This window comes from Thiohalocapsa sp., from assembly GCF_022340605.1.
In the GTDB taxonomy this organism is placed as follows: Bacteria; Pseudomonadota; Gammaproteobacteria; order Chromatiales; family Chromatiaceae; genus Thiohalocapsa.
In genome coordinates this window covers 1-23,769 of the sequence record NZ_JAJDNQ010000038.1, presented here as the reverse complement: position 1 = coordinate 23,769, position 23,769 = coordinate 1, and the positions used below count along the sequence as shown (strand labels likewise).

Here is a 23,769-nt window from a genome sequence, read left to right as displayed (position 1 = left end):
CCCCGCTCAGCCGACACGGTTGCGCACCGCCACGGTGGTGGAGAAGAAGCGGTAGATGCGCCGGTCCGGCGGCACGAAGCGCAGCTCACCCGCGTCGCCGTCCGGGTCCGCGACGACCTCCGCGCCGGAGAAGTCCCAGATCGTCTCATCGAAGGGCACGGTGTACTCCTCGTCGGAAACGGTCTCGTCGGTGCCCTCGCCGCCGTAGGCCAGGATGCTGATGCGCACCGCAACCACCTGTTCCCAATCCACGGAGCTCAGCGCATCCGCACGGCGAAAGGTGTCGGCGCTGCCGTTGCCACTAAGGTCCAGACCGTATTGCACGCGCATGTCGTACACGCCCTGGAGCAGCTCGTCGTCGGGTGGGGCACCGTCGACGCGCTCACCCATGCGGATGCGCCGCAGGCTGGTGCCGCCGGTGACCTTGCCGTTCGCGGTCCGCGCGAAGCCCACGTAGTACAGGTTGCTCTGGGCATGCAGCAGCTCGGTGGAGATGGCCGGATACAGCCGGCTGAACAGATGCAGCGACGGGTCCAGATTGCCGGGGCCGATACCCGTCAGGGTCTCGTTGCGCTCCAGCCGGTCCGTCGGCGACGGGTCGTCCGTCGTCACCTGGAACAGGTCGCCGCCGCCGGTGCAGTCGGCGACGAGCACCAGGCCGCCCACGGGGACATCGATGGCCGAGCTCAGCTGCGCGAAGGTGCTGTCTGTGGTGATGTCGGCCGCCAGCCCGACGCCCAAGGACTCGGCCGCGTTCTTGACCAGCAGCACGTCACCCCGCGCGTAGCGGGTGTTGAAGTCGGCCGGTAGCGTCCCGGCAGAAATCGTCGGGACGTCCGCTTCGCTCCAGCCGAAGAAAGGCCTGTCGAAGTCGTACACGGCATTGCTGTAGCCGATACCGAGGGGGTTCAGCAGGCTGTTGACGGTGCCGTAGGCACAGCCGCGGTAGCCCGCCGCGCGTATGTCACGCTCCAGCATCAGCAGCGCGAAGCGCCCGGCCTCCTGGGTGCGCGCCAGGGCGTCGAAGGTGCCGCGGCTGCGGGAGGTGGCCACCACCATCGCGAGCGCGGCGGAAATCAGCAGCAGCCCCAGGAACATGGCGATCAGAAGCTCCACCAGCGTCAGGCCCCGCTGGCCCGACGAGCCGCGCTGACATCGGCCCGGCAACAGCATGCTCACAGCTCCGTCACCACGCTGAATTGCTCGTAGAGCCGCCTGCGCTCGCCGAGCAGTTCCTGCCGCAGCCGGTCGCGCCAGCGCAAGGTCACGGTGAAGCGCACCCCGTCGCGCTCGATGCTCGCCTGGCCGTCGTAGGGCCGCATCGCGTTCTCGATGCCGAGCAGCCAGTGGCGGAGGTTGCTCGCCGTCAAGGACGCGGATGCCTGCTCCTCCGATGGGATCGGATCATCGAGGGCGCGGTCATAGGCCCCCGCGAGGGCCGCAATCCGGTCCGCGCGCATGGCATCGAGCACCTCGTAGCTCAGCGCCACCGCTTGCGAGCGCAAATAGGCGGTGTGGTTGAGCTTGAGCGCGGTCACTTGCAGATTGGTCATGGAGGTGATGCCCAGGGTCAGCAGCACCATGGTCACCAGCACCTCGATCAGCGAGCTGCCGCGCTGGCGCCGGGCCGCGAGGCGGGGGCAGCGCGTGGTCGGTCCATGACCTGCGCGCCCCTGAGCACGAGCTGCGGGCGCCGCAGGTGTGCGCATGACGCGGCCGCTCAGGGCGTTCGCAGTGCGACGCGACCGGAGGGCAGCAGTTCCACGACACGGTCGCGCAGCCGCGGCGCCGCCGGGTCGCCGATCGCGAATGCCGCACCTGCCGCCGAGACACAGTCCGGCAGCGTCGCGGCACCGAGCGCGTCGAAGGTGACCCAGGGCGCACCGCTCTGCTCCACCGGGCCGATATGGCCGCCAACCGACTCGCGCGCCCGTACCACCGCACCACCGTCCTCCGGCAACACGATCCAGCCCCCGCTCCAGTCGGCGTTGCAGTCGTGGGCGCTCGTGATGTCGCAGTCGACACCGTCGGCGCTGGCGCACACGCGCATCCGCGCACCGCGCCGGATGCCCTCGGCGCGCCCCAGCGTGAGCGCCAGGGTGAGATCGTTGGCGACGATGGCCACCCGGTTGTTGTGGATGAGCGCCGAGAAACTGGGAATACCCATGGTCGTGAGGATCACCAGGATGCCGATGGTGATCATCAGCTCGACCAGGGTGACACCGGCACAGACGCGGGTTGGCGTGTGCTGTGCGGCGCGGCTTCCGAGCCGGCGCTCGCGCGCGGAACTGAGCATGGCGAGGGGGCTCTGTGGGCTCTTGCTTATCGTTATTAAGGACTGTAACGGCGGCCCGCACGGGCCGCAGTGATAGCAATCACAGAACCACGGGCGCCCCGGCCGGACCGGTCTGAGCGCGACATCCGGTGGCTTCCGCGTGATAGGCGGCGGGCCGGGGGCAATCCAGATGGGACCGCTGTCACAGCGGTTTGATGGGGCATCCCCTAGTCTTTCCACAGGTCGACGAAGCAAGTCATGTACCGTCGGCTCTGTATTGGAAAATCAAGGAATTAGGTCACCGACGCAGGGCCGGAGCAGCAACCTTTCGGGTCAGCGTCATGTTCAGGCCGGCACATTCGCAGAAACGCAGCTCGCAGAAGGGCATCAACATCGTCGAGCTGCTGATCGTGATTTGTATCCTGGCAATCTCGCTGACGCTGGGCATCCCGGGCTTTCAGGCGCTGAAACTGCGCTCCGACCGCTCGGCGGCCCTGATCGAACTGGTTTCCGCCGTGCGACTGGCGCGCAGCGAGGCCGCCCTGCGCGGCACGCCGGTCAGCATCTGTGCGAGCACCGACGGCGCGCGCTGCAGCGCCGCCGACGACTGGAGCGGTGGCTGGCTGGTGTTCCAGGACCCGGACCAGAACCTGGTCGTCGAATCCGCGGCCCAGGTCATCAGGGTGGTCCGCTTCGAGCACGTGCGTTTCACCCTCACCGCGGACCAAGATATCGACGGCGGCATTACCTTCGGCACCTTCGGCTTCTCGCGTCCGACCGCCGGGGCCTTCAGCTACGCCGACGCGTTCGAGACACGCGACATCGCCCTGACCTACCTCGGCCGCCTCTACGTCACGGACACGGAGCCGTCTTCATGAATGGCGCAACGCGGCGCGCCGGCCCCGGCGTGGCGCGGGCTCCGGCCCGCTGCCGCTCCGGCCCGGCAGGCGCCCCCGGCTTCACCCTGATCGAGGTCCTGCTCGCCGCGTCGATTCTGCTGCTGTGCATGACCGGTCTGCTGACCGTTCAGCTCACCGGCATCAGACTCAGCCAGAACGCCTATCACCGCACCCAGGCGACCAACCTCGCCTACCAGATGACCGACTACCTGCGCTCAGCCTGCGCCTCCCTCGACGCCTACGAGGGGGAGACCCTGTGTCACGCCGGCAGCCGCAATCCCAACGACCGCCGGGTTTGCAGCATCTCGGCGCCGGCCGACATCCCGGCCGACCCCAGCAGCATGGTGGACGACAACCTGCGCGCCTGGTGGAGCACCATCGACGCGGCGGACCTGCCGAGTTGGTTCGCCACCGTGCAGCCCCGCGGCACGCAACTGGTGCAGGTCATCGTCCAATGGGACGACACCCGGGCAACCGAGACCGCCACCGACGCCACGGAAGCGAAGACCTCCTGCCTCGGGGGCGCGATTCCGGCACCGATGGAAGAGGTCTGCCTGACGACGGACCCGTGCGGCGGCAATCCCTGAGCGAATGCGCCAACCGAGCCGGCGCCCGATGCACATGCGCGCTCCCGCCACCAATCCCCGCGGCGCCGCTACGCCGAGATCGTGGCGCACCGCGGGCTTCACCCTGGTGGAGATCCTCATCGCGATGTTTCTCGGGCTCCTCGTGGTCGGGGCACTCGGGCAGATCTATGTCAGCGGTCGTGTCGTCAACCGGGTCATCGAAAACTCGGCGACGCTGAACGAGAACGGTCGCTTCGCCATGGAGTTCTTTGCGCGCGACATCCGCCTCGCGGGCTATTTCGCCTGTGGCGGGGCCAAATCGATGATGGCCGACGCCCTGAGCGAGGAGACCTTCTGGACCAGGCTGCAGGGTATCGAAGGCTTCGATGGCGGTGACTCGCTGATCGCCGCAGACACCCTCCCCGACGTGTTCGACGCGCTGCCGCCACCACTCGCCGGGCGTGACGTCTTCGCCGTGCGCTATGCAGACCTGCGCCGCAGCATGCGCATTTCACCCGGCGATCTCGACCTCGGCAACGATCGGTTCCTGTTCGATACGACGCATCCCTTCGTCGCAGGCGACGTGCTTGTCGTCAACGACGCGGCCTGTCACCAGGCCGGGGTATTTCAGGTGATGTACGCCTACAACGACAGCGGCAATCACTCCATTTCCTACGATCCGGATGCGACCAACGCCGACCCCGGCAACTGCACCGACAAGCTCGCGGGCGAGTACACCTGCGCAGACCCCGACCGGGCACTGAAGGAAGCGAACCCCGTGGACAACTTCGTCGGTGGCGTGCTCACACCGCTCACCGTGCGCACATTCTTCGTCGCCAATCGACCCGCCGACGAATGCACCCCGACCGCCATCGACTGCGCCGCCATCGCGCACTGCCCGACGCTCTATGTCGCCGGCACCGACGTGGCCGGCGCCGTCCCGGTCCTGCCCGATGTCACGGACCTGGAGGTGACCTACGGCATCGACGCGGACATCGAGGCGGGCCAACCGGCCAGCGGCGACGCCGACGTGGACGCCTACCTGAGCGCACACGAGATCCGCGCCCAGGGCCTGTGGCACAAGGTCATCAGCATGCGCATCCAGCTCCAGCTCACCAATGCGGACTGCAGACGGGTCGACTTCGTCACCACCACGGCGTTGCGCAACTCCGCCGGCGGCGGCCTGCTCGCCTACTGAAGCGGAGTGCCGAGATGCACAGGCATCCACGCACGCCATGTCCGCGGCGGGCCGATCAGTCCGGCTCCGCGCTCATCATCGGCCTGCTGCTGCTGTTCTTGATGACGCTGGTATCTCTGGTGACCACCACCGAGACGCGCACCGATGCGCGCATCACCAGCAACGAGCTCGATCGCGTCATCGCGTTTCAGGCGGCGGAAGCGGCCCTGCGCGAGGCCGAGGCGCGACTCATGGTGCCGAACCCGAGCGAGGCCATGGAGGGGGACATCGGCTTCTATGACGAGCTCTCCGTGCCGCCGGACGACTATGCCGCCTGGGACAGCACCAATTCCTATGAATATTCCGGCGACATACCGGGCATCCTGTCGCCGCCGCGCTATGTCATCGACCAGTTGCCCGGCTCCCCCGTCAATCACGGCTATCTGGTCATCGGCGAGGTCTACTACGGCCGCGAGGAATTCCTCTACCGAATCATCGTCACCTGTACCGGCCGCTCCGGCACCAGCCGCGTGGTGATTCAGAGCACCTTTTCGCCACCGGAGGCGTAAGCCCCATCGACCCTGGGAGAAGGCGTATGTCCAGCAATGCCCGCAAGCAACCGGTGATCGGCGGCGCAGGCTTCACCCTGACCGAGCTGCTCGTCACCATCGCCATCGTGGCCATCCTCGCCACCGTGGGCTATCCCTCGTATCGTGCGCAGATCGTGCAGACGCGCCGCGCCGAGATGCAGTCGGAGCTGCTCAGCCTGGCGCAGTTCTTCGAGCGCCGGCACGCGGAGACCGGCTGCTACAACGCCGGTCCCGACGCCGATTGCACCACCACCACCGACGCGGCGGCACCGGACTTTCGCGACACCTTCGAGTATTACGGCGTCGCGCTGGAGGAGGGATCGCTGTCCGCGGACAGCTTCACACTGGTCGCAACGCCCACAGGCTCCCAGGCCGGCGACGGTGCGCTCTACATCGACAACGCCCAGCGCCGATTCTGGGACGAGAACAACGATGGCGACCACGACGACGCGGGAGAGGACAATTGGACGCGGGGATGACGCTATGGCGAGCGCGTAAGCAACGCCCATCGCGGCGGGGACGCCGCTCCCACGGGAGGGGCCGCGCTGCCGTGGGAGCGCCGTCCTCGGCGCGATCTTCGGGCGCGCCAGCACGCCCATCGCGGCGGGGACGCCGCTCCCACGGGAGGGGCCGCGCTGCCGTAGGAGCGCCGTCCCCGGCGCGATCTTCGTGCGTGCCGGCGCGGTCATCGCGGCGGGGACGCCGCTCCCACGGGGATCGGCGCTCGCGCAACGCCCGGGCCTACTCCAGCTCGAGCCAGGAGGTGCGTCCGCCCGCGGCGGCGCCGGGGTTCTCACGGGTCACTTCCACGTCCGCGGGCATGCCGCCGCTGGCGAATTTGTACTCTCTGGTGCCGGCGCCGATGATCGCCGGTTGCTGGATGATGCCGATCAGCGATGCCTTGGCGTTCGCGCCCACCTGACGCGTGTGGGGCGTTTCCAGATCGGGGTCGTCGACCACGACGGTCAGGGTGTCCAGGTCGTCGAATACGCCGTCGTCGTTGAGGTCGAACAGCACGCCCGCCGGCGGCGCGCCGTTCAGATAGTTGAGCTCGGTGAGCCAGCCCTCGCCACCGAAATCGCAGGGCTCCTCGGACGGAATCATGCTGGTGACGATGACCCGCTCGCCCCGCACCTTGAGCTCCGCCGCCACCAACTCGCCCCTGGGGGTCGGACCGTCGTCGCCGCGTGGGTCGAGCAGATCCAGGTACCAGCCCATGTACTCTGGTGGATCTTCGGTGCCGTCCGGTAGATCCTCGCCCGTGTACCACTTGAACGTATTGCTCGTCGAGACACGCAGGTCGTAGCCGTGCGCCGCGCCGCCGGCGTAGAACGCCTGCGGCTGGAGGTGTTCCCGGCGCAGCCCGGCGGTGCCGTCGAGTCTGTCCCAGACGGCGTAGATGCTGTTGACCCGCGACGGATCCGGTGTGGCATCCTCGATTTCAAAGAACTTGCCCGTGGCCACCACCACCAGCACGCCGCCGTCCGGATGCATGAATACCGCCGGGCGGATGGTGATGGGCTGCGGATGACCGGCTTCGTCGGTGGCCCTGAACAGGGGCTCGCCGGAAAAGCTGACCTTCCAGGCGGTCCCGGCGCTGGTAGGCTCAAAGCGCCAGAGGTTGCCTTGCAGGTCGCCGGCGTAGATGAAGTCGACGTTGTAGTCACCATCGATGTCCACCGGCGCCACGCTGGACAGCCCATTGTCCGGTCCGGCGTCCACCTCGATGTTTGCAAGCAAGCTACCGGAGCCAATGCCAACCAGGAACAGGTTCGCGCTGCCGCGGGCACTCGCGTAGCCGTTGCCGATGGCGACCGCCCAGGTGCCGATGTTCCAGGGGTCGTCGACCGTACCGAAATAGTTGCGCAGCCGGATCACCGACGGCGCGCTGAAGGTGTAGCCTAAGTCCCCGAAGCCGTAGTCCGCGGCCGTGTAGTCCCACAGCACGAGCTTGTCCGCCGCGGTGAGCGTCTGCTCGAAGTCGTCCGGGTCGGAAATATCCAGGGCGTAGACGCCCTTGCCCCCTGCCCCCAGCGTGCCCACCAGCACCGAGTGCCAGCCGTCGCCGGTGTAGCCCCACCAGTCGAGCACCACGTCTCCGACGATGATGCCGCCGTCTACGAAGAAGCGATGATTGCGCTTGTAGTCCAGGCTGGTCAGCCAGGACAGGCGCTCATAGACCCCGCGGGGCACGTAGGCCAGGCGCTCCTCGCCGCTGGTGATGTCGAAGCCGTGCAGAAATCCGTCGTTGCCGCCGACGTAGATGATGGGATCGCGCTTGGCGGCGGCGAACTCGCTGTAGTTGGCGTATCGCTCCAGGGAATCCGGGTAGTTGAACGGCGGTTGTCCGACGTACAAGGGGTCGGAGTTCACGATGTCGCCGAGCAGATGGCTGCGGTCGCGGAAGCCGCCGCCGTGCTGGAGCTCGTTGCTGATGTCGCCGCGCAGAAAATCGAGCCGCGCCCTGCCGTGGCCGTCGTCGCGATCGCTCATGGGGTTGCGGTTCAGTGCCGCCTTTTCGGCGTACGAAAGGTCGTCCCAACGGAACCGCACCCCGCCGCCGAGGCGGCTCGCGGAGGTGAGCACGACCCGGCTGCTGTTCCAGCCACTGCCGGCCAACTGGCGGTCCAGCACGTCGCGCGCCTGCCATGCGATGCTGCCCAGCGAGCCATCCAGGTTCACGGGGAAGGCCACCAGGTCGCCGGACCAGTCGGTGCTGTCGAAGCGGCCCTGGTAGATGTAGGTGCCGGTCTTCAGCATCAGGGTATTGGCCACCACGGACGACGATGACGAGACGCCGGCGATCAAATCGAATACGGACTCGAAGGATTCGGCGATATCCTGCGGCTGATACAGCAGGTGATACCCGTCCGGATTGCCGTCGCCGTCGGAGTCCCACTCGGCCTGGAGGTCCGGCAGGCCGTTGTCGTTGCTGTCCACGAAGCCGCCGTACTTGGTGGCGAACCACAGCGGTGGCTTCAGCATCGGCGCCTGCTCGCCGACGCCGCCGTCGCCGGGCTTGAAGCGGCGGCCGCAGAAACGGTTCTCGCGCTCCGGGTTGACGCTGGCGTAGATGTGCAGATCCGGCGTGTAAATGGTGAAGGAGCCGGTGACCTCGGTTTTTTTGCATGCTTTAGGGTTTTTCTTATCGCATGCATCAGGGTCTGCGCTCAGATCGGTCCCCGGAATGGCCTCCTCCAGGTAGATTCCGTCGCCATGGCCGATGCCGTTGTCGCAATGGTCCGCGTCGGAGGCGTATTGCTCGTCGTGGAACAGGCCGTCGATCAGAAACCCCATGCTGATGGCCCGGTCGCTGTAGACCTGCACGGTGGAGGCCGTCACGCGGATCTCATCTCTATCCGCCTGGACGCTCATGGGCAGCACATAGTTGCCGCCGCCTTCGGCATTCTCCCAGCCGAGCTCGTAGCGAGCGGCCCACATTTGCTCCTCGCTGCAGTGGCCTTGGTCGGTGCAGGCCGTGCAGTAGTATTCCCCGACACAGAAATGAATGCGCGAGATGGCGTCCAGCTCCGAGTCGCTGCCGAGCGCCGTGTCCTCCCAGAAGGCATAGAGGTCGCCTTCCATCAGGAAGCCCTCGTCATCGTAGACCAGATTGTAGGGCAGCACCCCCCAGAGGCCGCACTGCCCCCAGCCGTGGGGGTCCGTATCGCGCGCGATCAAGTTATCGTTCTCGTCGATGAGATCGCGGACCTTCGGCACCTCTGCCTCGGGATTGGCATTGGTGAGGCAAATGGGCGTGATGGTCGCGCCGCGGCCGATCGTCAGGCTCCCGTTGCGGATGCCGGTCAGCTTCGGAATGCCATCGCCCATGTCGATGGCGCGGGTGGCGACGAACTGATCCTTGGCGCGGTCGCTGCGAACGTCGTTGACGTGGGCGAAGTACGACATGCCGGCCACGTCCCAGCCGCCCTTGAGCTTGCCGCCGGTGGGGCAGACGCCGAACGCCTGCGACAGTGTGTCGATGTGGCGGATATAGCAATTGCCGTCCGACTCGGTGGCATTGCCGCCGAGCACCCAGTCGCCGGCCACGGCCTCGGCGGCGCCCACCGCATCGGTCTCGGCGTTGATGTCCAGACCGGTGATGTCGTCGGCCAGCTCGTCGCGGTCGAAGGAGTTCACGCCGCCGGTGACCACCAGCACATTCGACTTGGCGCACCATTCGTTCTCGGGGATTGGGTCCTCCCAGGTGACGGGCGAGAAGGCGCCGTTGACGGCGCTGTCGTCGGCGTCGTAGGTGTCGGTCGGGGACGCCTTGCCGGCGAGGTAGCGCAGGGTCTCCAGCACCATCTCCGCAATGGGATTGCCCCAGTTGGTGCAGGTGCCATCGGACAGGTCCGCGGTCTCCGGCAAGTCGCAGCTATCGTTGTAGCTGTTCGTGGCGAAGTCGTAGGCGTTAATGCGGAAGCTGTCGATAGTCTTGACGATGCCGGGGTTGCCGGTGAAGGTGCCGTCGTCTATATCCACCTCGTCGTAGCTCGTGAAGCCCGTATCGTTGTCGGCCGTGTAGGCGCTGTTGCGCCGCAGCACGCCGCCCGATGCGTTGTTGCCGTAGCTGCCGCTCAGCATGCCGAAGCGCAGCTCCTTGGTATCGCCGAACTCCTGCAGGATGCCGGTGGGCTTCTTCACGCTGCCGGCGGCCGGGTAGCGCTTGCAATGGGGCTCCTCCAGCCCATCCACGCAGACGGCGACACGGGCAACGAAGGTGCCGAGCCCCTCGCCGCTGCCCTCATGCGGCGCGACGTGGACACTGCTGTCGTCGTCCCAGGTGCAGGGCACGTAGACCTCCGACGCCTCGCCGGTGGACCAGAGCTGCCAGGCGCCGGCAGCGACCCGGATCACGGGTGGATTGAGGCTCGTGTCCAGGCCCTGGCTCTCGCCGCTGACCGCATCGGTCACGTTGCACAGCGTGATCGCGGTGGTGGCGAAGGGCGTGTACCGCGCCATCTCCGCGGCACCGCCCGCGGGCTTGAAGACCTTGGCAAAGGCGTGCAGGTCGGCTGGGATCAGCGCCCGCTCCAGAATCGTGGCGGCGCCGGTGTCGGTGGAGCGCTTGCCGCCGTAGAGCACCCGGCGCAGCAGGTCCATGCGCGTCATACTGGCCCAGTTAAGGAAGTTGCCGCTCCAGTAGTCGGCGGTGCAGGCGTGCTCGGTAGCCTCCGCGACGGGCTCGAAGTAGCCGCCACCGGCGTTGTAGCGATAGCAGAGCTCGGCGCCGAAGTAGCCGTAGTAGTCGTAGTCGTTGTCGTAGCCGGTCTCGATGACGCCGTCGTCGTCGAGGTCGGTGAGGTCGTCGTAGCCGCGCTTGTAGAGCTGGTGATCGTTCGAGAGCGCCAGCATGACGATGGGACGCACGGCGCGTGCGACGGTGAGCGGCTCCTGGGCAACGGTTGCCCGGGCGGTGCCCGGCAGCAGGCCCATCAGCAACACCAACACCAACGGCCCGAGGGACTCGATCCAGTCAGCGGGCTTGCGTCTCCAGGGTGTATCGTTCATCGCAAACGGCTCCGGCCTCCAAGTGTTGGTGGACGCCGGTTGCGGCCCGATTCAGGTTCCGGCTCAGGTCCCGGTTTACGGCTCCGCTCAGGGCCCGGCCACGTCCAGGCCCGGTTCGAGCCCGGTGCGCCGAACGCGGGGCAGTCGCGACGAGGGCCGGTCGCCGGCGTCAGTTCCGAGCCTAGCGGCCGGCCGCGTGAACTTTTGCGATAGCGATCTCGGAAACCCTTAAGCTCAACCCAGGGACATACGCATGCGCGGTGAGCACGCAACCGCCGCGCCGCCGCCGACAACGGAGCCAAAAAACTAAGCTAATTCAGAGAAATGGAGGCTCTCGGCAGGCGCGAATGAGCGATGGATCGGCGCGCCGCCAGGACGCGCGTAGCCATTTCGCCGACGAGTGTCCAAGCGCTCGCGCCCGTTCCCGGCGGTGGGCGGCGGGCCCGTTCCGTATCCCGGGCGCGGCGCCGCGCCCCCAGCAACGAGACATGACGATGCGCACGATCAAGGTCGCCCTCATCCAACGCGCGGCACAGGGCAACCCCGCCGACGACCTCGCCGCCTGCATCGCGGCGGCGCGGCGCGCGGCAGCGGCCGGCTGCCAGCTCCTGCTGCTGCAGGAGCTGCACAACGGCAACTATTTCTGCCAGCGTGAAGACCCCGCCGCCTTCGATGCCGCCGAGCCCATCCCCGGCCCCAGCACCGAGGCGCTGGCGGCGGCGGCGCGCGAGCTCGGGCTGGTCATCGTCGCCTCTTTGTTCGAGCGCCGCGCCGCCGGCCTGTACCACAACACCGCGGTGGTGCTGGAGCGCGACGGCAGCCTGGCCGGCGTCTACCGCAAGATGCACATTCCGGATGATCCGGGCTACTACGAGAAGTTCTACTTCACGCCCGGCGACCTTGGCTTCACGCCGGTGGACACCAGCCTCGGGCGGCTCGGCGTGCTGGTGTGCTGGGACCAGTGGTTCCCGGAAGCCGCCCGGCTCATGGCCCTGGCCGGCGCCGAGCTGCTGCTCTACCCCACCGCCATCGGCTGGGACCCGGCCGACCCCGAGGACGAGCAGCGCCGCCAGCTCGACGCCTGGCGCACGGTGCAGCGCGGGCACGCCATCGCCAACGGCCTGCCGCTGCTCGCCTGCAATCGCGTCGGCCTCGAGCCCGCGCCGGACCCGGCGGGTGCGGACGGCGGCATCCGCTTCTGGGGCAGCTCCTTCGCCTGCGGTCCGCAGGGGGAGCTGCTCGCCAGCGCCTCGGCGACCGAGGCCGAGGACCTGATCGTGGACATCGACCTCGCCCGCGCCGAGGCCGTGCGTCGCATCTGGCCGTTCTTCCGCGACCGCCGCATCGATGCCTACGGCGACCTCGTCAAGCGCTGGCGGGACTGATGCGAACGCCGGTGGCCGCGGCGTATCCTTGAAGGTCGGCCCGATAACCCCGAACTGCACCGGGGCAAATCAACCCGTCCCCAACCGCTCACCCACAACCAGCAGTCACCAGCGATGAACGAAACGCAAAGCACCATGCGCTCCATCATCCAGCGCATCGCCACCGGCCCTGAGCTCTCCAAGGACATCTCGCAGGAGGAGGCCCGCATCGGCATGCAGGCCATCTTCGACGCCGAGGTGGACCCGGTCCAGGCCGGCATCTTCTTGATCGCGCTGCGCATGAAGCGCGAATCCGACGACGAGATGCGCGGCGTGCTGGACGCGGTGCGCGACGCGACGGCCCACGCCGTCGCCGACGTTGACGAGGTGGTGGACATCGCCGACCCCTACGACGGCTACAACCGCTGCCTGCCCGCCTCGCCGTTTCTGGCGCCGGTGCTCGCCGAATGCGCCGTGCCGACCGTGAGTCACGGCGTGGACAGCGTCGGCCCCAAGTTCGGCGTCACCCACCGCCACGTGCTCGACGCCGCCGGGCTGCCGGTGGACCTGTCCCCCGCGGAGGCGGCGGCGCGCATCGCCGACCCGGCCTGCGGCTGGAGCTACCTGGACCAGCGCGCCTTCGCTCCGAAACTGCACGATCTGGTGCCGCTGCGGGGCACCGTCGTCAAGCGCCAGGTGCTGACCACCGTCGAGGTGATGGCACGGCCCATCCACGGGCGCAAGAAGACGCACCTGGTGACGGGCTATGTGCACAAGCCCTACCCGCGCATCTACGCGTTGCTGGCGCGCCATGCCGGCTTCGAGTCCGCGCTCCTGGTGCGCGGCGTGGAGGGCGGCGTGGTGCCGTCGCTGCGCCAGACCGGCGCGTGCTTCAACTACCAGCACATGGGCGAGGAGCAGTCCTTCGACATCGACCCCACGGCATTGGGCATCGAGCAGAACGTGCGCTCGGTGCCGCTGCCGGACGACCTGCCCACCACCACCCGGCCCGGTGACGACATCGCCGTCGCCGTGGACGTGCCGGCCACCGCCAAGGCGGCGGCCCAGGCCGGCATGGCGGCGCTGGAGGGCCAGCACGGCCCCACCTACGACAGCCTGGTGTTCTCGGGCGCGCTGGTGCTGTGGCACCTGGGCCGTGAGCAGAGCCTGCAAGCGGGGGCCGACCGCATCCGCGGCGTGCTTGACAGCGGCGCCGCGATGCGCCGGCTGCGCTGAGGGGGTGAGCATGGCAGCCCAGCCACCGGAACAACTCGTGGACATCGGTGCCGCGGCGGACATCGCACCCGGCAAGTTCGTCACGGCCAAGGTGGACGGCCGCGGCTACATCATCGCCCGGGTCGAGGACCGCTACTACGCGGTGGAAGACAACTGCACCCATGAGGACTATCCACTGTCTTACGGCTGCCTGGACGGCGGCTACATCAAGTGCTCACTGCACGGGAGCTGGTTCAGCCTGGAGACCGGGCAGCCGCAGGAGCCGCCGGCCGAGGAGCCCATCGCTACCTTCCGGCTCGAGGTGCGCGACGGGCGGCTGCTGCTGGACCCCGCCCGCGCGGCCTGATGAGAATGGTGGGTCGGGCCGCCGGGAGGCCCGACACAACCGCCGTGTCGGGTTTCGCTGTCGCTTAAGCCCGGCCTTACACAGCTCGCGCTCCATCCGGCGCCGTGGGAGCGCCACTGCCTTTTGTGGCGCGACGACGGCTGCGAGGTTGCCTGCCGCCTAGCTGTGACTCGGGGCGTGGTGTGCTGCCTTGCCGCCCGTCGCGGCACCGAGCGTGCCGCTCCCACAGCGATACCGAGCGTGCCGCTCCCACAAGGCCGGCAGGCCGCGCACTCAGCGCCGGCGCCGCGGTGCCCGGCCGTCCGGCTCCTGCATGGCCGCGGCCAGCTCCGCCAGCAGGGTCTCTTCGTCCTCGGCCACCTGGTCCGGCGCCGTACTGACCCGCACCTCGGCACTTTCGATGGCGCCCAGCAGCTCGCGGCGGATGGCGGACAGCTCGTAGCCGTCCTTCAGCTCCAGCTCCACCAGCGGCAGCCCCGCGTCCGCGCAAGCCTCGCGCAGGAACTTGAGCTCCCGGCGCCGCAGGCGGGTCGGCTGGGCAGGGTTCGCGAGAACCGCGCAGAGGGGGTGCGCATCCGCCGCGGAGCACACCAGGAGATCGAACATCCGCCCGGCCAGTGCCCGCTCGGCGGCGCGGCGCTTGCGCCGGCGGAGATCGACATCGCCCGCCAGCACGGCGCGGGCTGCGACCCGGGGAAACACCCGGAAGTCCCGCCCCACGGCCTCTTCCACCGTGCCGAGGCAGAGCCGCTCCTGGAAATCCAGCAGGCTCTCGCGCCGCTGGTAGGCCAGTACGCGCTGTGGCCTGACCGGCAGACGTACCAATTGGAACAACAGGTTGGCGGCCACCAGTCCGGCCGCGAAGACCATGATGTAAAACGGCGCCAAGTCGAAACTCCCTAGGTACGGCTATGGAGCGCCCCGCCGGGCGCTCCTGCGTGACGTCTCAAACTGGTCATTTTAACCAAGTGACGGATATCGTTGCGCCACGGGCGTCGTTGAACGCGAACATCTTCCACTGGCGGCGAGGCCGCGCGGTTGTGACTGCCGCCGGCAGCCTGTATCGTCTCGCCTCCCGTCGCAAGGCCGGACGGCGTAAGTCGAGCCGGCGCCGGGAGGCCCGGCGATCAGCGGCCCGGCGCCAAGCAGGTTATCGGGCACCCGGGTGTCGGGCTTCGTGACCTCAGCCCGACCTACCGTCCTCGCCTTCCGTCGCAAGGCCGGACGCTGTAGGTCGGGCCGACGCGAGGAGGCCCGACGGGCAATGGCTCGCGGGACACGGCATGTCGGGCTTGGTGGCCTCAGCCCGACCGACATCGCCCAGCCTGACATACGGACCACGCGCGCTGCGACCGCACTGCCGAACCCAAACGAATCGCAACCTAAACATATCCGCCCCTTTTGCACCACCTGATGCTCGAGGTCGACCACCTGTCCTGCCGCCGCGGCGACCGCACGCTGTTCACCGGGCTCAGCTTCACGCTGCCCGCCGGCACGCTGCTGCACGTGCGCGGCCGCAACGGCAGCGGCAAGACGACGCTGCTGCGTGCCCTCTGCGGCCTGCTGCGGCCGGATCATGGGCACATCCGCTGGCGCGGCGAGCCCATCACCGAGCTCGCGGACGATTTCAACCGCGAGCTGCTCTACTTTGGCCACCTGAACGGCATCAAGGCGGACCTCACGGGGCTGGAGAACCTGCGCGTCGCGGCGACCCTCGACCAGGATCCCTGCGCCGACGCCGACATCCTCGCGGCGCTCGCACGCATCGGCCTCGCCGGCTTCGAGGACCTGCCCACCCGCATGCTCTCCCAGGGCCAGAAGAAGCGCGTCGCACTGGCACGCCTGATCCTGAGCAAGGCGCCACTGTGGATCCTCGACGAGCCCTTCACGGCCCTGGACACAGACGCGGTGGCCCTGCTGGAGCGCCTCATTGCCGAGCATGTCGCAGGCGATGGCGCCGTGGTGCTGACGACGCATCAGGAAGTGCAGCTCACGCGCGGGGAGATTCAGCGGCTGACGCTCGGGAGCGTACCGTCGTCGTGATCAGCACCCCGCACCTGGTACGCCGTACTTCGCAGTTCTGCTCAACGCCATGCTGAAAGTCTTCTGGTGCATCCTGAAGCGCGACATCACGCTCGCCATGCGTCGGCGCACCGACGTGCTGACGACGCTGTTCTTCTTCATCATCGTCGTCAGCCTGTTCCCGCTCGGGGTCGGCAGCGAGCGGGAGCTGTTGCGGGAGCTGGGACCCGGCGTGGTTTGGGTCGCGGCGCTGCTGGCGTCCATGCTGGCGCTGGAGCGGTTGTTCGCCGCGGACTACGACGACGGCACCCTGGAGCAGATGCTGCTGGCGGGCCAGCCCTTGTCGCTGCTGGTGCTGGCCAAGGTGGTCGCGCACTGGGTGCTCACCGGTCTGCCGCTGGTGTTCATCGCGCCGCTGATGGCCATGCAGTACGCGCTGGACGGCACCGCGGTGTGGGTGATGATGGCCTCGCTCGCGGTGGGCACGCCGGTGCTGAGCCTGCTCGGGGCCATCGGCGCCGCGCTGACGTTGGGGCTGCGCGGCGGCGGCATCCTGCTGTCGCTGCTGATCCTGCCGCTCTACATCCCGGTGCTGGTGTATGGCGCCGGCGCGGTAACGGTAAGCGCGATCCAAATCGCCGATACTCAGCCCTACTTCGCGCTGCTCGGAGCCTTCCTGCTGGCCGCGCTGGTGCTGGCGCCGCCGGCCTCCGCCGCGGCGCTGCGGATCTCGATGGAATAGCGCTTGTCCAACCCGCAATGCCGCGCCAGGGCAAAATTTCTCGGGCTGGCTCAGCGCCGGTCGCGGCACCGAGAGTGCCGCTCCCACGGGGACTGTGGGAGCGGCACTGCTGTTGGTGGCGCGATGAGGGCGCGCTGGTGGCCGGGGCTGGGTGAGTACTGCGTGCTTCCGCATGTTGGCGCACCGCCGGTCGCGGCACCGAGAGTGCCGCTCCCACTTGCTGCTCCAACTTGCTGCTGCCACGACGCCTTTCCCTACTCCTGGTCCGGAATTTCCCAACGCCGAAGGGTGATAAACTGCGCGGTCGCTGCACACCATGAAGATCAACTGGTTCAAATACGCCTCCCCCGCCACCTTCTATCCCGTGGCGGGCCGACTCGTGCCCCTGTTCGGCATCGCGGCCGTGGTGCTGATGCTGTTTGCGCTCTACTGGGGCTTCCTCGAGACGCCGGAGCGCCTCGGCGGCACGAACCCGCAGAAGGAGTACTACCGCATCATCTTCATCCACGTGCCGGCGGCCTGGATGTCCATGTGGCTGTACCTGGTGCTGGCGGGCTGGTCCGCGGTGGGGCTGGTGTTCAACACGCGCCTGAGCTTCATGCTGGCCAACGCGGTGGCGCCCACCGGGGCCGTGTTCACCTTCATCGCACTCTGGACCGGCGCCTTCTGGGGCCGGCCGAGCTGGGGCACCTACTGGGACTGGGACCCGCGGCTCACCTCGGAGCTGATCCTGTTCTTCCTGTACATCGGCTTCATGGCGCTGCACTCGGCCATCGACGACAGCCGCCGCGCGGACCGTGCCGCGGCGCTGCTGGCCATCGTCGGGCTGGTCATGCTGCCCATCATCTTCTGGTCCATCAACTGCCCGGACCCGAACAACTGCGCCGCGCTGCACCAGCGCTCCTCGCTCGGCAAGATCGAAAGCAACATTCTCATCGCCATGCTCACCATGACGCTCGGCTTCTGGCTTTACTCCTTCGCCACGTCTTTCGTGCGGCTGCGCGGGATCATTCTCATGCGCGAGCAGGACAGCGCCTGGGTGCGCGAGCTGGTGGCCGATGACGGCGGTGCCGTACAGCCAAAACCCGGAGAATCCGATCGAGAGGTAAGCGCCTGATGCAGTCCCTGCTGGACTTCCTGCACCAGGGCGGCTACGCGTTCTATGTCTGGAGCGCCTTCGGCATGACCTTCGTGCTCCTCGTCGCGGAGGTCGTCAGCCTGCGCCGCAGCCGCCGAACCATTTTGCGCCGCGTCGGTCGATTGGCCCGACTGCGTGCCCAGAACGAGCCATCTTCCCAGCCATCTCCCCGGCCATCGCCCCAGCCAACGGAGTTCCAACGATGAAAGCGAGACACAAGCGCATGATTCTCGTCGGCGTCGCCATCCTCGGCGTCGGCGCGGCGGCGTCCATGGCGCTGAGCGCGCTGAAGAGCAACATCGCGTACTTCTTCAGCCCGAGTCAGGTGCTCGCGGGTGAGTCTCCGAAGGATGCCGTCTTCCGCGTCGGCGGGCTGGTGGTGGATCACTCCCTGAAGCGCCAGGAGGACGGCCTCACGGTGCGCTTCAACGTCACCGATAACGCCGGCACCGTGCCGGTGAGCTACACGGGCATCCTGCCGGACCTCTTCGGCGAGGGCCAGGGCGTGGTGGCCAAGGGCCGCATCGGCGGCGACGGCGTCTTCTACGCCGACGAGGTCCTCGCCAAGCACGACGAATCCTACATGCCGCCAGAAGTAGCCGACACGCTGAAGACCGCCCAAGCCGAAAACCTCGTCGAGTCCACCGGCAAGTCCCTCGCACCTGCCGCGCAGACGGTGGCGCAGTAATGGTCCCCGAGCTCGGACACCTGGCGCTGATCCTGGCGCTGCTGATTGCCCTGGTCCAGGCGGTGTTCCCGCTCGCCGGATCGCTCTCCGGCAACCGCCCCTGGATGGCCATGGCCCGGCCGCTGGCCTACGGGCAGCTCACCATGATCGCCATCGCCTTCGCGGCGCTGACGCAGGCGTTCCTTACCAGCGACTTCTCGGTGCTCTACGTCGCCGAGAACTCCAACTCCCTGCTGCCGACCATCTACAAGTTCTCGGCCGTCTGGGGCGGGCACGAAGGCTCGCTCCTGCTCTGGGTGCTGTTCATGGCCTGCTGGGGTGCGGCGGTGGCGGCGTTGAGCCGGAACCTGCCGCTCACGGTGATGTCCCGGGTCATCTCGGTGCAGGGCATGATCACCGTCGGCTTCCTGCTCTTCATGCTGCTCACGTCCAACCCCTTCGAGCGCCTGTTCCCGGTGCCGCAGGAGGGGCGTGACCTCAACCCGCTGCTGCAAGACCCGGGGCTCGCCATCCATCCGCCCATGCTGTACATGGGCTACGTGGGCTTCTCGGTGGCCTTCGCCTTCGCCCTCGCCGCGCTCATCGGCGGCCGGCTGGACGCCGCGTGGGCGCGCTGGTCGCGGCCCTGGACCACGGTGGCGTGGATCTTCCTCACCATCGGCATCATGCTCGGCTCCTGGTGGTCTTACTATGAGCTCGGCTGGGGCGGCTGGTGGTTCTGGGACCCGGTCGAGAACGCCTCCTTGATGCCCTGGCTCGTGGGCACCGCGCTGATCCACTCCTTGGCCGTCACCGAGAAGCGCGGCGCCTTCAAGAGCTGGACCGTGCTGCTCGCCATCTGCGCCTTCTCGCTGAGCCTGCTGGGCACCTTCCTGGTGCGCTCCGGCGTGCTGACCTCGGTGCACGCCTTCGCCACCGACCCGGCGCGCGGCATGTTCATCCTGCTGTTCTTGTGCGTCGTCGTCGGCGGCTCGCTGGCGCTCTACGCCTGGCGGGCGCCGGAGGTGTCGGAGGGCGGCCGCTTCGATCTGCTCTCGCGGGAGACCTCGCTCCTGGCGAACAATCTGCTCTTCGTGGCCTTCACCGTGCTGGTGCTGTTCGGCACCCTCGCGCCGCTCATCTACGAGGCCTTCGACTGGGGCAAGATCTCCGTCGGCTTCCCGTGGTTCAACAAGATGTTCCTGGCGTTGGCACCGTTCATGGCGATCCTGCTGGGCGTGGGGCCGGCGGTCCGCTGGAAGCACGACGAGCCCATGCGCCTGCTGCGCACCCTGTGGTGGGCGCTGGCCCTGAGCATCCTGGTGCTGGTCGTCTCCTACCTGCCGGCCTTCAGCAGCGGCCACCTGTGGGTGCCGGTGGGCCTGGCGCTGGCGGCGTGGCTGGTGCTCGCGCATGTCGCGGTCGTCCTCGAGCGGCTCAAGAACAAGGGCGGTCTGGCCCGGATGGGTCCGGCCCTGCTCGCGGACCTGCGCGGCGGCGGGCGCAGCTTCTACGGCATGGTCATCGCCCACCTGGGCGTGGCGGTGTTCGTGGTGGGCGTCACCATGGTGTCCAACTTCCAGCATGAGGAAGACGTGCGCCTGTCACCGAACGCCTCCTACGAGCTGGCCGGCTACCGCTTCGAGTTCCTCGGCGCCGAGGCCGTTCCGGGGCCGAACTACATGGCGCAGCGCGGCCACTTCAAGGTCTATCGCGGTGACCGCCAGATCGCCAACCTCTTCCCGGAGAAGCGCGCCTACCTGGGCGGCGGCATGCCCATGACCGAGGCCGCCATCGACCCCGGCCTGTTCCGCGACGTCTACGTCTCCATGGGCGAGGCCGTGGGCGACAAGGGCGACTGGGCGGTCAGGCTCTACTACAAGCCCTTCGTGCGCTGGATCTGGCTCGGCGCCATCCTGATGGCCCTCGGCGGCGTGGTCACCGTCTCCGATCCGCGCTATCGCATGGCCCGCGCGCCGGCGCGCAGGCCCGCCACGAGTTCCGCCGGGGGCACCTCGGCGGCGACCGCCTGAGGTTCCGAGCATGGCGATGTCCAAGTCCGTGCGTTATCTGATCCCGCTCGTCGTCTTCGCCGCGCTGGCCGGGCTTCTGGTGTGGGGGCTCGGCCAGGACCCACGCGAGGTCCCCTCCCCGCTCATCGGCAAGCCGGTGCCGACGTTTAGCCTGCCCACCCTGGAGGACCCGAACCGCGCCTTTACCGACGCGGACCTCAGGGGCAAGGTGTCGCTGGTGAACGTCTGGGCGTCGTGGTGCAGCGCCTGCCGCGCCGAGCACCAGTCGCTGATGGCGCTGTCCGAGATGCCGGGCTTCCAGCTCATCGGCCTCAACTGGAAGGACGACGCCGCGGATGCGAAGCAGGTGCTGGCCATCAGCGGCGATCCCTACACCATGGTCGGCTACGACCCGGACAACAAGGTTGGCATCGACTGGGGCGTCTATGGCGCACCAGAGACCTTCGTCGTCGACCGCCAGGGCATCATCCGCTACAAGCAGATCGGCCCCATCGACCGCAAGGCGTGGGAGGAGAAGCTGCAACCGCTGTTGGAAAAGCTGAACGCGGAGGGATAGCGCGAAGCCGCGGAAGATGGGTCACGCGAAGCCGCAAAGCCGCGAAGAGAAGACGCGAGAATTTAGCCGCGGCGAGCCGTGTCGAGCGCAGGCGCGTGAACACCGTAGGTCGGGCTGAGCGATAGCGAAGCCCGTCGGGCGACGGCCGCGTCGGGCCTCCTGGCGTCGGCCCGACTACGGCTCGCGTGGCGCGTAGGTTGGGCTGAGCGATAGCGAAGCCCAACAGGGACGTGACGCTGCACCCGCTAGCCCGTACTCTGCACCCCGTACTCCGTACCCCGCACTTCTTCAAACCCATGTCACCACTGATCAAGACCCTGTTAATCGCCGCGGTACTGCTGTTCGGCACCGCCGCGAGCGCCTTCACGCTGGAGGAGTTCCAGTTCGACAGCCCGGCGCAAGAGCAGCAGTTCCGCACGCTCATCGGCAAGCTGCGCTGCCTGGTGTGCCAGAACGAGTCGCTCGCCGCCTCGCAGGCGGAACTGGCGCAGGACCTGCGCAACGAGGTCTACCGCATGATGCGCGCCGGTAAATCCCAGAGCGAGATCATCGACTACCTCGTCGCCCGCTACGGCGACTTCGTGCTCTATGACCCGCCGCTGCGGCCATCCACCTACGTGCTATGGTTCGGGCCCTTCGTCATCATCCTCATCGCCGGCTTCTTCATGCTGCGGGCGATCCTGAACCGCAAGCCGGGCGCTGACGACGCCATCTCCGACGCCGACCGCGAGCGCCTGCAAGCCCTGCTCGGCGCCGACGCCGCCGGCCCTTCCGCGACGGGCTCCCTTCCGGGCGGGGAGCCGAAACAGCCCACCTGACCGATCCGGCACCGAAAGCTTCACCATGACCATCTTCTGGATCCTCGCCGCCGGGCTGCTGCTCCTGGCGGCGCTCTTCGTCGCCGCGCCGCTGCTCGGCAACCGCCACAAGGACGCCGATGACACCGACGTCGATCAGGCGCGCATCAACCTGGAGCTGTTCAAGCAGCAGCTCGCGGAGCTGGACGCCGACCTCGCCGCCGGCAAGCTGGATCGCGCGCAATACGAGTCCGCCCGCCATGACCTGGAGCGCGAGCTGCTCCGCGACATCGCCGATTTCGGCACCGCAGATACCAAGCCCGCCGCCGACACCAAGCTCACCGGCGCCCGGCTCACCGGCGTAGCGCTGCTGTTCGCGGTGCCCGCCACCGCCGTGGTGCTGTACCTGATGCTCGGCAACCTTACGATCATCCCGCAACTGGAGCAGGCGCCCGTGACCTCCCAGGCCGCGCAGCACGCCGGCGCCGCCGGCACGCAATCGCTGGATATGTTGGTGCAGCGGCTGGAAGAGCGCCTGCAACAGACGCCGGACGACGGCCAGGGCTGGACCATGCTGGGCCGCACCTACTTCGCGACCGGCCGCACGCAGGACGCCGAGCGCGCCCTCGCCCGCGCCCACGAGCTGCTGCCGAACGACGTGCAGGTCACGCTCGCCTACGCCGAGAGCATCGCCGCCAACAACGACCGGAACCTGCAAGGCAAGCCAGCGGAGCTCATCGCCGAGGTCCTGAAAGCGCAGCCGGACGACGCCACCGCGCGCTGGCTCTCCGGCATGGTGGACTTCCAGCGCGGGCAGTTCCAGGCCGCCGCCAAGACGTGGAAGCAAGTGCTGGCGCAAGTGGACCCGGCGAGCGATGACGCCACGGAGCTCAGGTCCCTCATCGTGCAGGCGCAAGAGCGGGCCGGCATACCGCCGGACCAGCGGCTCGCCGCCGGCGGCAACCCCACCCCGCCCGAGCAGCCAGCCGTGGGAGCGGCGTCCCCGCCGCGATCGTCCCCCGCGCAGCCAGCCACAGGCGCCGAGACGCCAGCACCCGGCGCTCAACGCGCACCCCAAGCGGCCACCGCCGCGGCACTCGACGTCACCGTGTCCATGGCGCCCGACCTCGCCGGCCGCATGCCGCCGGACACCACGGTGTTCGTCTTCGCCCGCGCCGCGTCGGGGCCGCCCATGCCGCTCGCGGTGCAACGCCTGAAGGTGTCGGATCTGCCCACGACGGTGCGGCTCGACGACAGCATGGCCATGATGCCGCAAATGCGCCTCTCCGCCTTCCCGCAGGTGGTGGTGGGCGCCCGCGTGTCGCCCAGCGGCCAAGCCATGCCACAGTCGGGTGACCTGGAGGGCGACACCGGCCCGATCTCCAGCACGGACACCGGCAGCATCAGCGTCACGATTGATCACGTGCGTCAGTGAGGCCAAGCGCCAGGCGCGGTCCCTCTCTCTGTGGGAGCGGCACTCGCGGTGCCGCGACCGGCGGCGAGGTAGCCCGCGAAGGCCCGAGCACCCGCCAAACCGCGGGCAACAGCGCGCCCGTCGCGCCACAAAAGGCAGTGGCGCTCCCACAGCGCCCTCGCGGTCCCGTGGGAGCGGCACTCGCGGTGCCGCGACCGGCGGCGAGGTAGCCCGCGAAGGCCCGAGCACCCGCCAAACCGCGGGCAACACCGCGCCCGTCGCGCCACAAACAGCAGTGGCGCTCCCACAGCGCCCTCGCGGTCCCGTGGGAGCGGCACTCCCGGTGCCGCGACCGGCGGTGGTGTAGGATGCCAAGGTTCGAGTACCCGCCAACCCGCAGCCAAGAGCACAACGCCCACCGTTACGTGTCGAG

The 23,769-nt window shown here is 68.3% G+C and carries 22 protein-coding genes; 17 read left to right on the top strand and 5 right to left on the bottom strand.

Annotated features, from left to right (window positions below):
• Positions 1–6: 6 nt before the first annotated feature.
• Genes LJE69_RS04775 through LJE69_RS04765 form a run of 3 tightly spaced genes read right to left on the bottom strand, consistent with a single transcriptional unit; the run spans position 7 to position 2,296 of the window.
• Complete coding sequence (locus LJE69_RS04775) at positions 7–1,173, bottom strand: PilW family protein (RefSeq protein WP_296922026.1); 1,167 nt, start codon at positions 1,171–1,173, stop codon at positions 7–9.
• A 2-nt stretch (positions 1,174–1,175) separates the two neighbouring features.
• The gene (pilV, locus tag LJE69_RS04770; RefSeq protein WP_296922024.1) at positions 1,176–1,709 is read right to left on the bottom strand and encodes a type IV pilus modification protein PilV; all 534 of its coding nucleotides are present in this window, start codon (positions 1,707–1,709) and stop codon (positions 1,176–1,178) included.
• Positions 1,710–1,720: 11 nt separating this feature from the next.
• Positions 1,721–2,296: a GspH/FimT family pseudopilin gene (locus tag LJE69_RS04765; protein WP_296922022.1), complete on the bottom strand. Its 576-nt coding sequence runs from the start codon at positions 2,294–2,296 to the stop codon at positions 1,721–1,723.
• Between the two features lie 320 nt (positions 2,297–2,616).
• On the opposite strand from LJE69_RS04765, the gene LJE69_RS04760 reads away from it, so the two are divergent.
• From LJE69_RS04760 to LJE69_RS04740, 5 genes are read left to right on the top strand one after another with little or no spacing between them, the layout of a single operon-like run.
• Positions 2,617–3,153: a GspH/FimT family pseudopilin gene (locus LJE69_RS04760; RefSeq protein WP_296922020.1), complete on the top strand. Its 537-nt coding sequence runs from the start codon at positions 2,617–2,619 to the stop codon at positions 3,151–3,153.
• Complete coding sequence (locus tag LJE69_RS04755; RefSeq protein ID WP_296922019.1) at positions 3,150–3,761, top strand: prepilin-type N-terminal cleavage/methylation domain-containing protein; 612 nt, start codon at positions 3,150–3,152, stop codon at positions 3,759–3,761. The genes LJE69_RS04760 and LJE69_RS04755 overlap by 4 nt, the downstream gene beginning before the upstream one ends.
• A 28-nt stretch (positions 3,762–3,789) precedes the next feature.
• Positions 3,790–4,938, top strand: a complete 1,149-nt coding sequence (locus tag LJE69_RS04750) for a PilW family protein (protein WP_296922018.1) — start codon at positions 3,790–3,792, stop codon at positions 4,936–4,938.
• Positions 4,939–4,952: 14 nt separating this feature from the next.
• Positions 4,953–5,486 carry a PilX N-terminal domain-containing pilus assembly protein gene (locus tag LJE69_RS04745; RefSeq protein ID WP_296922017.1) on the top strand — a complete coding sequence of 178 codons (534 nt, stop codon included), beginning with the start codon at positions 4,953–4,955 and terminating at the stop codon, positions 5,484–5,486.
• Between the two features lie 26 nt (positions 5,487–5,512).
• Complete coding sequence (locus LJE69_RS04740; RefSeq protein WP_296922015.1) at positions 5,513–5,986, top strand: type IV pilin protein; 474 nt, start codon at positions 5,513–5,515, stop codon at positions 5,984–5,986.
• A gap of 262 nt (positions 5,987–6,248) precedes the next feature.
• Here LJE69_RS04740 and LJE69_RS04735 read toward each other — a convergent pair whose 3' ends face one another.
• Positions 6,249–11,021, bottom strand: coding sequence for a PilC/PilY family type IV pilus protein (locus LJE69_RS04735; RefSeq protein ID WP_296922013.1), 4,773 nt, complete (start codon positions 11,019–11,021; stop codon positions 6,249–6,251).
• 488 nt (positions 11,022–11,509) lie between these two features.
• Between LJE69_RS04735 and LJE69_RS04730 the strand changes: the two genes are divergently transcribed.
• From LJE69_RS04730 to LJE69_RS04720, 3 genes are all read left to right on the top strand, one after another.
• Positions 11,510–12,406 (top strand): carbon-nitrogen hydrolase, encoded by an 897-nt coding sequence (locus LJE69_RS04730; RefSeq protein WP_296922011.1) that lies wholly within the window; start codon positions 11,510–11,512, stop codon positions 12,404–12,406.
• A 114-nt stretch (positions 12,407–12,520) separates the two neighbouring features.
• The gene (locus tag LJE69_RS04725) at positions 12,521–13,621 is read left to right on the top strand and encodes an anthranilate phosphoribosyltransferase (protein ID WP_296922009.1); all 1,101 of its coding nucleotides are present in this window, start codon (positions 12,521–12,523) and stop codon (positions 13,619–13,621) included.
• 10 nt (positions 13,622–13,631) lie between these two features.
• Positions 13,632–13,967, top strand: a complete 336-nt coding sequence (locus tag LJE69_RS04720) for a non-heme iron oxygenase ferredoxin subunit (RefSeq protein WP_296922008.1) — start codon at positions 13,632–13,634, stop codon at positions 13,965–13,967.
• A 273-nt stretch (positions 13,968–14,240) separates the two neighbouring features.
• Here LJE69_RS04720 and LJE69_RS04715 read toward each other — a convergent pair whose 3' ends face one another.
• The gene (locus LJE69_RS04715; RefSeq protein ID WP_296922006.1) at positions 14,241–14,855 is read right to left on the bottom strand and encodes a DUF2726 domain-containing protein; all 615 of its coding nucleotides are present in this window, start codon (positions 14,853–14,855) and stop codon (positions 14,241–14,243) included.
• 525 nt (positions 14,856–15,380) lie between these two features.
• On the opposite strand from LJE69_RS04715, the gene ccmA reads away from it, so the two are divergent.
• The 9 genes from ccmA (at position 15,381) to ccmI (ending at position 23,357) form a co-directional block, all read left to right on the top strand.
• Positions 15,381–16,010: a cytochrome c biogenesis heme-transporting ATPase CcmA gene (gene ccmA, locus LJE69_RS04710; protein WP_296922004.1), complete on the top strand. Its 630-nt coding sequence runs from the start codon at positions 15,381–15,383 to the stop codon at positions 16,008–16,010.
• A 49-nt stretch (positions 16,011–16,059) separates the two neighbouring features.
• Positions 16,060–16,731 (top strand): heme exporter protein CcmB, encoded by a 672-nt coding sequence (gene ccmB / locus LJE69_RS04705; RefSeq protein WP_296922002.1) that lies wholly within the window; start codon positions 16,060–16,062, stop codon positions 16,729–16,731.
• A gap of 316 nt (positions 16,732–17,047) precedes the next feature.
• Positions 17,048–17,848, top strand: coding sequence for a cytochrome c biogenesis protein CcsA (gene ccsA / locus LJE69_RS04700; RefSeq protein WP_296922000.1), 801 nt, complete (start codon positions 17,048–17,050; stop codon positions 17,846–17,848).
• Positions 17,848–18,075 (top strand): heme exporter protein CcmD, encoded by a 228-nt coding sequence (ccmD, locus tag LJE69_RS04695; protein WP_367114627.1) that lies wholly within the window; start codon positions 17,848–17,850, stop codon positions 18,073–18,075. Before ccsA ends, ccmD begins: the two co-directional genes overlap by 1 nt.
• Positions 18,072–18,557 carry a cytochrome c maturation protein CcmE gene (gene ccmE, locus LJE69_RS04690; RefSeq protein ID WP_296921998.1) on the top strand — a complete coding sequence of 162 codons (486 nt, stop codon included), beginning with the start codon at positions 18,072–18,074 and terminating at the stop codon, positions 18,555–18,557. Before ccmD ends, ccmE begins: the two co-directional genes overlap by 4 nt.
• Complete coding sequence (locus tag LJE69_RS04685; protein ID WP_296921996.1) at positions 18,557–20,569, top strand: heme lyase CcmF/NrfE family subunit; 2,013 nt, start codon at positions 18,557–18,559, stop codon at positions 20,567–20,569. Before ccmE ends, LJE69_RS04685 begins: the two co-directional genes overlap by 1 nt.
• 10 nt (positions 20,570–20,579) lie before the next feature.
• The gene (locus LJE69_RS04680) at positions 20,580–21,125 is read left to right on the top strand and encodes a DsbE family thiol:disulfide interchange protein (protein WP_296921994.1); all 546 of its coding nucleotides are present in this window, start codon (positions 20,580–20,582) and stop codon (positions 21,123–21,125) included.
• 296 nt (positions 21,126–21,421) lie between these two features.
• On the top strand, positions 21,422–21,943 hold the full coding sequence (locus LJE69_RS04675) for a cytochrome c-type biogenesis protein (RefSeq protein ID WP_296921992.1): 522 nt from the start codon (positions 21,422–21,424) through the stop codon (positions 21,941–21,943).
• 25 nt (positions 21,944–21,968) lie between these two features.
• Positions 21,969–23,357, top strand: a complete 1,389-nt coding sequence (ccmI, locus tag LJE69_RS04670; protein ID WP_296921990.1) for a c-type cytochrome biogenesis protein CcmI — start codon at positions 21,969–21,971, stop codon at positions 23,355–23,357.
• Positions 23,358–23,769 lie beyond the last annotated feature (412 nt).

Excerpts from the sequence above, each read along its gene's own strand:
- LJE69_RS04775 (WP_296922026.1), bottom strand. The coding sequence starts at position 1,173 with ATGCTGTTGCCGGGCCGATGTCAGCGCGGCTCGTCGGGCCAGCGGGGC.
- pilV (WP_296922024.1), bottom strand. The coding sequence starts at position 1,709 with ATGCGCACACCTGCGGCGCCCGCAGCTCGTGCTCAGGGGCGCGCAGGT.
- LJE69_RS04765 (WP_296922022.1), bottom strand. The coding sequence starts at position 2,296 with ATGCTCAGTTCCGCGCGCGAGCGCCGGCTCGGAAGCCGCGCCGCACAG.
- LJE69_RS04760 (WP_296922020.1), top strand. The coding sequence starts at position 2,617 with ATGTTCAGGCCGGCACATTCGCAGAAACGCAGCTCGCAGAAGGGCATC.
- LJE69_RS04755 (WP_296922019.1), top strand. The coding sequence starts at position 3,150 with ATGAATGGCGCAACGCGGCGCGCCGGCCCCGGCGTGGCGCGGGCTCCG.
- LJE69_RS04750 (WP_296922018.1), top strand. The coding sequence starts at position 3,790 with ATGCACATGCGCGCTCCCGCCACCAATCCCCGCGGCGCCGCTACGCCG.
- LJE69_RS04745 (WP_296922017.1), top strand. The coding sequence starts at position 4,953 with ATGCACAGGCATCCACGCACGCCATGTCCGCGGCGGGCCGATCAGTCC.
- LJE69_RS04740 (WP_296922015.1), top strand. The coding sequence starts at position 5,513 with ATGTCCAGCAATGCCCGCAAGCAACCGGTGATCGGCGGCGCAGGCTTC.
- LJE69_RS04735 (WP_296922013.1), bottom strand. The coding sequence starts at position 11,021 with ATGAACGATACACCCTGGAGACGCAAGCCCGCTGACTGGATCGAGTCC.
- LJE69_RS04730 (WP_296922011.1), top strand. The coding sequence starts at position 11,510 with ATGACGATGCGCACGATCAAGGTCGCCCTCATCCAACGCGCGGCACAG.
- LJE69_RS04725 (WP_296922009.1), top strand. The coding sequence starts at position 12,521 with ATGAACGAAACGCAAAGCACCATGCGCTCCATCATCCAGCGCATCGCC.
- LJE69_RS04720 (WP_296922008.1), top strand. The coding sequence starts at position 13,632 with ATGGCAGCCCAGCCACCGGAACAACTCGTGGACATCGGTGCCGCGGCG.
- ccmA (WP_296922004.1), top strand. The coding sequence starts at position 15,381 with ATGCTCGAGGTCGACCACCTGTCCTGCCGCCGCGGCGACCGCACGCTG.
- ccmB (WP_296922002.1), top strand. The coding sequence starts at position 16,060 with ATGCTGAAAGTCTTCTGGTGCATCCTGAAGCGCGACATCACGCTCGCC.
- ccsA (WP_296922000.1), top strand. The coding sequence starts at position 17,048 with ATGAAGATCAACTGGTTCAAATACGCCTCCCCCGCCACCTTCTATCCC.
- ccmD (WP_367114627.1), top strand. The coding sequence starts at position 17,848 with ATGCAGTCCCTGCTGGACTTCCTGCACCAGGGCGGCTACGCGTTCTAT.
- ccmE (WP_296921998.1), top strand. The coding sequence starts at position 18,072 with ATGAAAGCGAGACACAAGCGCATGATTCTCGTCGGCGTCGCCATCCTC.
- LJE69_RS04685 (WP_296921996.1), top strand. The coding sequence starts at position 18,557 with ATGGTCCCCGAGCTCGGACACCTGGCGCTGATCCTGGCGCTGCTGATT.
- LJE69_RS04680 (WP_296921994.1), top strand. The coding sequence starts at position 20,580 with ATGGCGATGTCCAAGTCCGTGCGTTATCTGATCCCGCTCGTCGTCTTC.
- LJE69_RS04675 (WP_296921992.1), top strand. The coding sequence starts at position 21,422 with ATGTCACCACTGATCAAGACCCTGTTAATCGCCGCGGTACTGCTGTTC.
- ccmI (WP_296921990.1), top strand. The coding sequence starts at position 21,969 with ATGACCATCTTCTGGATCCTCGCCGCCGGGCTGCTGCTCCTGGCGGCG.